Origin of the sequence: Intrasporangium sp. (assembly GCF_036566125.1) — a bacterium.
Taxonomy (GTDB): Bacteria; Actinomycetota; Actinomycetes; order Actinomycetales; family Dermatophilaceae; genus Intrasporangium.
In genome coordinates, this window is the sequence record NZ_DATCWX010000106.1 from 1 (window position 1) to 8,760 (window position 8,760).

9 protein-coding genes are annotated in these 8,760 nt (G+C 69.4%); 8 read left to right on the forward strand and 1 reads right to left on the reverse strand.

Annotated elements, in window-relative coordinates:
• Together VIR15_RS06350 and VIR15_RS06355 are read left to right on the forward strand one after the other, a co-directional pair.
• A partial coding sequence (locus VIR15_RS06350) for a sigma-70 family RNA polymerase sigma factor (RefSeq protein WP_331926634.1) occupies nucleotides 1–504 on the forward strand: 504 nt, incomplete at its 5' end.
• On the forward strand, nucleotides 501–1,466 hold the full coding sequence (locus VIR15_RS06355) for a hypothetical protein (protein WP_331926635.1): 966 nt from the start codon (nucleotides 501–503) through the stop codon (nucleotides 1,464–1,466). The genes VIR15_RS06350 and VIR15_RS06355, both read left to right, overlap by 4 nt.
• 21 nt (nucleotides 1,467–1,487) lie before the next feature.
• Here VIR15_RS06355 and VIR15_RS06360 read toward each other — a convergent pair whose 3' ends face one another.
• Nucleotides 1,488–1,763, reverse strand: a complete 276-nt coding sequence (locus VIR15_RS06360) for a DUF2277 domain-containing protein (protein WP_331926636.1) — start codon at nucleotides 1,761–1,763, stop codon at nucleotides 1,488–1,490.
• Nucleotides 1,764–1,855: 92 nt separating this feature from the next.
• On the opposite strand from VIR15_RS06360, the gene VIR15_RS06365 reads away from it, so the two are divergent.
• The 6 genes from VIR15_RS06365 (at nucleotide 1,856) to VIR15_RS06390 (ending at nucleotide 8,615) form a co-directional block, all read left to right on the forward strand.
• A complete protein-coding gene (locus VIR15_RS06365) occupies nucleotides 1,856–2,878 on the forward strand; it encodes an ROK family transcriptional regulator (protein WP_331926637.1) in 1,023 nt (340 codons plus the stop codon).
• A gap of 196 nt (nucleotides 2,879–3,074) precedes the next feature.
• Nucleotides 3,075–4,442, forward strand: a complete 1,368-nt coding sequence (locus VIR15_RS06370) for an extracellular solute-binding protein (RefSeq protein ID WP_331926638.1) — start codon at nucleotides 3,075–3,077, stop codon at nucleotides 4,440–4,442.
• A 111-nt stretch (nucleotides 4,443–4,553) separates the two neighbouring features.
• Nucleotides 4,554–5,441 (forward strand): carbohydrate ABC transporter permease, encoded by an 888-nt coding sequence (locus tag VIR15_RS06375; protein ID WP_331926639.1) that lies wholly within the window; start codon nucleotides 4,554–4,556, stop codon nucleotides 5,439–5,441.
• Entirely contained in the window at nucleotides 5,441–6,286 is an 846-nt protein-coding gene (locus VIR15_RS06380) for a carbohydrate ABC transporter permease (RefSeq protein WP_331926640.1), read from the forward strand. The genes VIR15_RS06375 and VIR15_RS06380 overlap by 1 nt, the downstream gene beginning before the upstream one ends.
• The gene (locus VIR15_RS06385; protein ID WP_331926641.1) at nucleotides 6,286–7,701 is read left to right on the forward strand and encodes a glycoside hydrolase family 3 protein; all 1,416 of its coding nucleotides are present in this window, start codon (nucleotides 6,286–6,288) and stop codon (nucleotides 7,699–7,701) included. The genes VIR15_RS06380 and VIR15_RS06385 overlap by 1 nt, the downstream gene beginning before the upstream one ends.
• Entirely contained in the window at nucleotides 7,698–8,615 is a 918-nt protein-coding gene (locus VIR15_RS06390) for an ROK family protein (RefSeq protein WP_331926642.1), read from the forward strand. Before VIR15_RS06385 ends, VIR15_RS06390 begins: the two co-directional genes overlap by 4 nt.
• Nucleotides 8,616–8,760: the final 145 nt, after the last annotated feature.

An 8,760-nucleotide genomic window follows, 5' to 3' on the forward strand; every position in this document is an offset into this window, starting at 1 on the left:
CTGCTGCTCGACCGAGACGTCGTCGTCCATGACCTCTTCGTGGAGCACGGCCGACAGCTGGTCCGGCTTGCGGTGCTGCTCGTGGGGGATCGGGGTCTCGCGGAGGAGGCGGTGCAGGAGGCGTTCGTCGCGGTCTACCGCAACTGGGATGGCGTGCGGGACAAGACCTCACTCGCCGGCTACGTGCGGGCTGCGGTCGTCAACCAGTGCCGATCCGCGCAGCGGGGGCTCGTGCGGGCGCGTCGGCTGCGCGATCGCATGGGTGCCTTTCAGGGCGGAATGGCTCCAGTTGAGAGCGACGCCCCGACCGAAGAGGCGTTGCGCATCGCGGAGCTCGTGCGCCGTCTGCCGCAGCGCCAGCGCGAGGTCGTCGTGTGCCGCTACTACCTCGATCTGACGGAGGCCCAGACCGCGGCGCTGCTCGAGCTCGAGATCGGCACGGTCAAACGGCATGCACACCGGGCGATTCAACGGCTCCACAAGGACTTGGAGGTGAACCGATGACGGCCCTCAAGGAGACCGAGGCCCGGGTGGCGTGGGCCCTGAAGCAGGTCGCAGAGGGGGTGGAGGTCTCCACTGCTGACCAGCGTCGAGTCGAGGACCAGTATCGGGAGCTCCTCGCCTCGGGCAGACAGGGCCTGTGGCGCGGCCGTCGTCCGCTGGGCGCGGTGGTGGCGGCAGCCTGCATGGTGCTGGCCGTTGCCCTCGCTGCGGTCCTCCTGATCGGGCGACCGGCTCAGCGGCCCGCTCCCGCGGTGCCCACACCCAGCGCGCTCACGGCGGCGGATCTGGTGGGTGTCTGGCGTTTCGACGTGTGGTCGGACGTCCCGGTGTGGGAGTTCCGCGCCGACGGCCGACTCGCTACGTGGAATGGGCCGGAGGATCTGCTCGACCGCCTGAGCCAGCAGCCGGGGAGCTTCGCCGTCCAAGGCGACCTCCTCACCGTCACACCGAGCCCTGGGTGCGAGCTGCGGATGCGCGTGTCGCCGCCATTCGGTGCCCGGATCGCCGTGACAAAGCTGTCCATCTCCTCGCCATGCGCAACGCGCTTCTTTGACAACTGGTGGGTGAATGCCTCCCTGACGCGGATCCTGCCCACGCCTGATCCCAGGATCCAGCCGGGCTATCAAGTCGGCTCTCAGCTCCAGCCCGTGACGTGGATGACGGACGTCAACGGGACGTGGTTGCTCTGGGGCACGTCACGCATCATCGCCATCTCGGATGGTCGCTATGTCGCGGGGACCCGGTTGTCCGACGTGGACTCTCGGGGGGTGCGGTCTGTTGACGAGCGCGGCACCGTCCAGGTCGTCGGCCAAGGCGAAATCACCCTCCAGCCTGAGGGGGCAAGCTGCAAACGGCGATTCGTCAACGTCACCAGCGACTACGCGAGACTCTCTCTGCACCTCAGCGGCGCCAGCTGCGCAGGCTCGGGAGCCCCAGAGGAGTCGTGGCTGCGCCTGAACTGAGTTGCTGCTGAATGCGGAGGGTCAGGCGGGTGTGCCGAAGCGGACCGCGTTGCGTGCACGGGCCCTGGCGCGCTCGACCTCGCGGTCCTTGGGCGGGGCGCTCGTCGTGAGGTGATCGAGCAGATGCTGGGTCGCGTGGGCGACGGCCTCGACGGCCTCGTCGAAGGCGGCCTGGTTGGCCTGGCTCGGCCGCGTGGCGCCGCTCACCTTGCGGACGTACTGGAGCGCCGCCGCCCGCACCTCGTCACTCGTAGCGGGGGGCTCGAAGTTGTGGAGCTGTCGGATGTTCCGGCACATGGTCCGAGCCTAGCCCGGCAGACCGCGGACTTTCGGACGGTTTTCGAGGCGCCTCTTGTCAGGCCAGGAGTTAGTAAAGTTTACTAACTCCCATGGCAACCGCCGCCCCCCGGGCCCGACGCGTCCACCCACGCACTGCGGTCCTACCCGCCCACGGTCGGCGGCACAACCTGTCGCTCGTGCTCCAGACCCTTTACTCGGCCGGCGCCATGAGCCGGGCTGACCTCGCCCGCCGGCTCGACCTGACGAAGGTGACGGTGGGCGACCTCGTCGCCGAACTGCTCCAGAGCGGCCACGCCGTCGAGCTCGGGCCCTCCGACGAGGTGCGGCCCGGCAAGCCGGCCACCCTCGTCGACGTCAACAGGACCGGTCTGCAGATCATCGGGGTCGACCTGGCCGAGCACCAGACGCTCCGCGCAGCCGTGCTCGACCTCGACGGGCGGATCCTCGCCCGCGCCGAGCGCCCCATGCCCGATGACCCGGGCACAAAAGCTGTTCACTCGATCAAGAAGGGCACGGTGCTCGAGGTCGTCCTGGACCTGACCCGAGAGGTCATCGGGCTGGCCACCGCGCCACTGCTCGGGATCGGCGTCGGCACGCCCGGCATCGTCGGGCCCGGCGGCGTCGTCGACACCGCACCGAACCTCGGCTGGGTCGACGTGCCCCTGCGCGAGGTGCTCGCGGCCGAGACCAGGCTGCCGGTCTTCGTCTCCAATGACGCTGACGCGGCGGTCCACGCCGACCACACCCTGGGCGGTGGCGGCGACGACCTCATGCTCATCAAGGTCGGTCGCGGCGTCGGCTGCGGCCTCATCGTTGGTGGCCAGCGAGTCCGTGGCGCACATTTCGCCGCCGGCGAGATCGGGCACGTCACGGTGGGCACCGACGGCGGCGCCCGCTGCCGTTGTGGCAAGGACGGCTGCCTCGAGACCTGGCTCTCCGCTCCCAACCTGGAGCGGTTGCTCGCCGAGGCCGGCCCCGCCGCGAGGCGGGTGAGCGGCTCGGCATCGCCATCGCTCCCGTCGTCGCGGCCCTCGACCTGGCCGAGGTCGTCCTCGCCGGTCCGGAGGACCTGCTCGGCGGCATCCTGCTCGACACGCTGGACGCCACTCTGAGGTCGCGGATGCTCGCCCGCCCCTCAACCTCGCTCACCGTACGGCTGGCCCATGACTCGGCCGACATCGTCCTGCGGGGCGCCTCCGTGCTCGTCCTCTGGGACCAGCTCGGTGTCACGTGAGTGTGACCTGACGAAGAAGAAGGAACAACAGCACGACGGCCCACCCACGTGGCCACCCCGAAAGGAAACCCTCCATGAAGAAGCACTTCGGCCTCACCGTGGCGACAGCCGTCGCCACGTCAGCAGCGCTGCTGGTCTCCGCGTGCAGCAGCGGCTCGGACCCAACAGCGTCGAGCTCCCCGACGACGTCCCAGGACAACAGCAAGCGCACCGTCACGCTGTGGCTCGTGGGAGCGGACACGAACGATGACCTCCGCGCCTACCTCACCACCACGTTCAAGCAGAAGACCGGCGCGACGCTCAAGATCGAGGAGCAGACGTGGGGTGACATCGTCACCAAGCTGACGACCTCGCTGCCCGACGCGAACAACACGCCGGACGTCACCGAGCTCGGCAACACCCAGGCGCCGACCTTCACCAACGTCGGCGCCTTCGCGGACGTGTCCGACCTCTACGAGGAGCTCGGCGGTGACAAGTTGCTCCCGTCGTTTGTCGAGGTCGGGTCGGTGGACGGCAAGAAGTACGCGCTGCCCTACTACTTCGGCTCGCGCTACATGTTCGCCCGGGGCGACGTCTGGAAGGAGGCGGGAATCAACCAGCCCACGACGCTGGACGAGTTCAATGCCGCGGTCAAGGAGATCACCGCGAAGAACCCGCGCGACATCAAGAACTTCAGCGGCTTCTTCCTCGGCGGCCAGGACTGGCGCAACGGCATCTCCTGGATCTTCGCCAACGGCGGCGACCTCGCGAAGAAGGAGAACGGGCAGTGGGTCTCCACGCTGTCCGACCAGAACACGCTCAAGGGCCTGGCCCAGCTGCAGGACATCTACCGCAAGGCGTCCAAGGCCCCGGCCGACGCCAAGGACGCCACGCCGTGGCTCTATATCAACGACACCGACGAGATCCTCGACGAGGCAGGCAAGCCCGCCGGCAAGACGAGCCTCACGGCAGCCACCGTCATGGCGCCGGGCTGGGCCCACTGGTCGATCGGGGACCTCAAGCAGCAGGACGGCAAGCCGGTCCGCGAGTGGAACGACAAGAAGTTCAGCGCCTTCGTCCTGCCCGGCAACGACGGCAAGCCGGCTCCGGTCTTCGCGGGCGGGTCGAACATCGGCATCTCGGCCAAGAGCAAGAACCAGGACCTGGCCCGCGAGCTGCTCAAGATCATGTTCAGCGCCGACTACCAGCAGATGCTCGGCAAGGCCGGCCTCGGCCCGGCCAACTCGGACTACATGTCCTCGCTCGGTGACGACATCTTCGCCAAGGCGCTCATCGACTCGGCGTCCAACTCCAAGCTGACGCCGGCAGCGCCTGGCTGGGCCGCCGTCGAGGCGAAGCAGGTCCTCGAGGAGTTCTTCGGCAAGATCCGCAACGCCTCCGACCTCGCTGCCCTGGCGGCGGAGTACGACGCCAAGATCACCCCCATGCTGAACCTCAAGTGACCCGCAACTGACGCCTCATCAGGCAGTAACGCTGTGATGCCGTGACGCCGCGGCCGGGGAGGCCCTCCACACCTCCCCGGCCCGGACACGGCGTCCGTGAAAGGCTCAGCCATGGCGACGACCCGTCGCGTCCCCCTCCTGCTCATCGTGCCGACGGTGGTCATCCTCGTCGTCGCGCTCGGCTACCCGGTCGGCTGGCAGATCGTCACGAGCTTCCAGAAGTTCGGGCTGGCCCAGCAGTTCGGCCAGCCGCCCGAGTGGGTCGGGATCGAGAACTACCGCGCCCTTGTCAACGACGCCGCCCTGTGGGCCGTCATCGTGCGGTCGATCGTGTTCTGCATCGTCTGCGCGCTCACGACCGTCGTCCTCGGCGGCGCCATTGCCCTGCTCATGCGTCGCGTCAGCCGGGGCCCACGGCTCGTCCTGCAGGTCTCGCTCCTCGTCGCGTGGGCGATGCCGGTCGTCGCATCGATGACGGTGTGGGCATGGATCGTCGACTGGCGGCGCGGCCTGCTCAACTGGTTCCTCGTCAACATCGGCTTCGAGGACGCTGCGGGCCACAACTGGCTGGCCGAGCCGCTGTCCTTCTTCACCATCGCCGCCGCCATCGTCATCTGGATGAGCGTGCCGTTCGTCGCGCTGTCGATCTACGCAGGGCTGACCCAGATCTCGCCCGAGGTGATCGAGGCGGCCGAGATCGACGGTGCCACCGGCTGGCAGCGAGTCCGCCACATCATGCTGCCGCTTGTCGCGCCGGTGATCTCGATCGTCCTGCTCCTCCAGCTGATCTGGGACCTGCGGGTGTTCACCCAGATCAAGCTGCTCCAGGACGCCGGCGGGTTCGCAAACGAGACGCACCTGCTCGGCACCTACATCTACACGCTCGGCACCGGCTCCGGTGACTTCGGCATGTCGAGCGCGGTCTCGATCCTCATGCTCCTCCTCACCGTGACCATCTCCTGGTACTACGTCCGCTCCCTCATGAAGGAGGAGTCCTGATGCGTCGGCGCGCCTTCCGTCCGTCCAACGTGCTGTGGACCCTCCTGGCACTGACCATCAGCATCGTGTGGATCATCCCGGTCTACTGGATGCTCAACTCGTCCCTGCTGCCCAACGTCATCCTGCAGCGGACGACCCCGACGCTCGTGCCCACGGGCGGCTCGCTCGACAACTACGCCGGCGTGCTCGAGGAGTCCAGCTTCTTCCAGGCCCTCGGCATCTCGCTCGCCGTTACCCTTCTGACTGTGGTCGCGGCGATCATCATCGCCTTCCTCGGCGCCCTCGCGGTCAGCCGGTTCCGCTGGCGCGGCCGCTGGTCGTTCATCCTGGCCCTGCTGCTCATCCAGATGCTGCCCGCCGAGGGCCTCTTCATCGCGCAGTACAAGATGATGAGCTCGGTCGGCCTGCTCAACCAGGTCCTCGGCCTCGCCATCCTCTACACGGCCGCGGTCGTGCCGTTCACGATCTGGATGCTCCGCGGGTTCGTCGCCGGCGTACCGGTCGACCTCGAGGAGGCGGCCATGGTCGACGGGTTGTCACGCACGCAGGCCTTCCTGCGAATCACCTTCCCGCTCTTGGCCCCCGGCCTCGTGGCCTCCGCCGTCTACGCGTTCCTCCAGGCGTGGAACGAGTTCACCGTGGCCCTGGTCGTCATGACCGAGGAGCAGGCCCGGACGCTGCCGTTGTGGCTGCGCGGCTTCCTCCAGGCAAGCGCGATGCGCGAGACCGACTGGGGCCAGGTCATGGCCGCGTCCACGCTCGTCGCGATCCCCGTCATCGCGTTCTTCCTCATGGTTCAGAGCCGCCTGTCCAGCGGGCTCGTCGGCGGGGCGGTGAAGGGCTGATGGCGCACGACCATGGGGTGCGAAGGCGCCTCGTCCTCGGCACGCTGATGCCGGGTTTCGAGGGCACCACCGTCCCGGCGTGGATCGACGAGGCGTATGCCGCTGGGCTTGCTTCCGTCTGCCTCCACGGACCCAACATGGCTGGGTCACAGGCGCTCTCGTCCCTGTGTGCATCGCTTCGCGCCGGTCGTCCGGACGTGCTCATCGCGGTCGATGAGGAGGGCGGGGACGTGACGCGGGTGCACTATCTCGAGGGGTCGCCGGAGCCGGGCAATGCCGTGCTCGGCCGTCTCGACGACACCCGGCTGACGCGGGACTCGGCGGCTCGTGTGGGACGCGAGCTCACGGCATACGGCATCAATCTCGACTTCGCCCCGGTGGTGGACGTCAACTCGGCCGACGACAACCCGGTCATCGGTGTGCGGTCGTTCGGCGTCTCGCCGCAGGTTGTGGGACGGCACTCGGCGGCGTGGATCGCGGGACTGCAGGAGGCCGGTGTTGCAGCGTGCGCCAAGCACTTCCCTGGCCACGGTGACACGGCCGTGGACTCGCACCTCGGGCTGCCCCGCGTCACCGCGTCGCGCGAGGTGCTGGACGAGCGCGAGCTCGAGCCCTTCCGGGCCGCGGTCGATGCCGGGGTCGCCTGCGTCATGACCGCGCACATCGTCGGGGCGATCGACCCGGAGGTCCCGGCGACCTTCTCGGAGAGGGTGCTTCGCGGCGTGCTGCGTCAGGAGCTCGGGTTCGACGGCGTCATCGTGTCGGACGCGCTCGACATGGTCGGAGCGAGCGGCACGATCGGCGTCCCCGAGGCTGCGGTGCGGGCCCTGGTGGCCGGCTGCGACCTGCTCTGCCTCGGTTCCCAGACGACAGCTTCGGCGCTCGAGGAGGTCGTCGACGCGGTTCTCGTCGCGGTCGCGCAGGGCCGGCTCGCCGAGGAACAGCTGGTCGAGGCGCACGGGCGCGTGGCCCGCCTCGCTGCCGCCTACCCCGCCGCCAACCCACCCAGCCCACCTGGCCATTGGCCTTCGGAGCCGCTGGAACTGGAGGTCGAGCGGGCGTTCGAGATCGCTGAGGTTGCGCAGTCCTGGCTGGCATCACCCGAGCCGCCCTGCATCGTCCAGGTCGAGACGTGGAGCAACCCGGCCGTCGGCATCGTCCCGTGGGGACCGGCCGCGATCGGCGCTGCCACGGACCCGGCTGCTGTGCCCAAGGGCGCGAAGGTCGCCGTCGTCGGTCGCGGCCTCGTTGCGGGTCACCCGGCGTGGGACCTCTTCGAACGGCTGCGCGCTGGTGACCACCGAACGATCATCGTCGAGTGCGGCTGGCCACGAGGCGGCGCCGACATCGTGACGTTCGGCGGCTCGGCCGCCGTGGCGCGGGCTCTGGTGCGCCTGCTCGGGGTGCCGGCATGAGGCTCGGCATCGACATCGGTGGCACGAAGACGGCGGCCGTCGCTCTCGACACCGCTGGCCGGGTCGTCGCCTACCGCCAGGCGCCGTCGGGCCGTGGCGTGCACGAGGTCATCCGCGTCGCGGTGCAGGTGGCCCGCGCAACGATCACGGCGGCAGGTCCTGCGTCACCGATCGAGGCGGTTGGGGCGTGCACGCCCGGTCTCGTCGACCAGGTCACCGGAGTGGTCCGTCATGCCGTCAACCTCGACGTCGAATCGCTCTCTCTTGCAGCGGGGCTGAGCGCACAGCTCGGCGTTTCCGTGGGGGTGGAGAACGACGTCAAGGCGGCTGCACTCGGCGCCGTCCAGCTCCTCGCGAGGCGCCGTGACCGTGTGGCGCCCCGGTCCCTCGGCTACCTCAATCTCGGCACCGGGCTCGCCGCCGCGATGGTCGTGGACGGGCAGGTCGTCCGCGGCCTCGAGGGATCCGCGGGCGAGATCGGGCACCTCCCCGTCGGTGGGGTCACGGTCTGCTCGTGCGGCCAGGTGGGATGCCTCGAGACCCTCGCCTCGGGCGCGGCCCTCGCACGGCGATGGTCGGGTGCGCCCGTCGAGCTGTTCGCAGCGGCGCGGGCTGGTGATCCCGTCGCGCGGGCAGCGGCAGACGATCTGGGCCGCGGTGTCGGGACGGCGGTGCAGATCCTCGTCGTGGCCGCCGGGGCTCAGCACGTCGCGGTCGGCGGCGGGCTGACGGGGCTCGGTGAGCCGCTCGTCACGGCCGTGCGCCAGCACCTGCACGACCGGTCGCGGGCGTCCCCACTCATGGCCGCCTTGCGGCTGCAGGACCGGTTCGAGGTAGTCCCGCAGGACGTGCCCATCGCCGCTCTCGGCGCGGCGAGTCTGGGCGGCGAGACCGCGCCCGCTCTCGCGGGATAGGACGATGATCGGCATGGAGATCATCGTCCTTCCCACTGCCGACGTGGCCGTCCGGGCCGCCGCCATCGTCACGGAGGCGCTCGGCAACGCAAGGGCTGGCGAGGCCAAGGCCAGCGGGACCCTCGGATTGGCGACCGGCTCCTCG

Bases quoted from the DNA above. Each gene is read 5' to 3' on its own strand.
- VIR15_RS06355 (WP_331926635.1), top strand. From the start codon at position 501: ATGACGGCCCTCAAGGAGACCGAGGCCCGGGTGGCGTGGGCCCTGAAG.
- VIR15_RS06360 (WP_331926636.1), bottom strand. From the start codon at position 1,763: ATGTGCCGGAACATCCGACAGCTCCACAACTTCGAGCCCCCCGCTACG.
- VIR15_RS06365 (WP_331926637.1), top strand. From the start codon at position 1,856: ATGGCAACCGCCGCCCCCCGGGCCCGACGCGTCCACCCACGCACTGCG.
- VIR15_RS06370 (WP_331926638.1), top strand. From the start codon at position 3,075: ATGAAGAAGCACTTCGGCCTCACCGTGGCGACAGCCGTCGCCACGTCA.
- VIR15_RS06375 (WP_331926639.1), top strand. From the start codon at position 4,554: ATGGCGACGACCCGTCGCGTCCCCCTCCTGCTCATCGTGCCGACGGTG.
- VIR15_RS06380 (WP_331926640.1), top strand. From the start codon at position 5,441: ATGCGTCGGCGCGCCTTCCGTCCGTCCAACGTGCTGTGGACCCTCCTG.
- VIR15_RS06385 (WP_331926641.1), top strand. From the start codon at position 6,286: ATGGCGCACGACCATGGGGTGCGAAGGCGCCTCGTCCTCGGCACGCTG.
- VIR15_RS06390 (WP_331926642.1), top strand. From the start codon at position 7,698: ATGAGGCTCGGCATCGACATCGGTGGCACGAAGACGGCGGCCGTCGCT.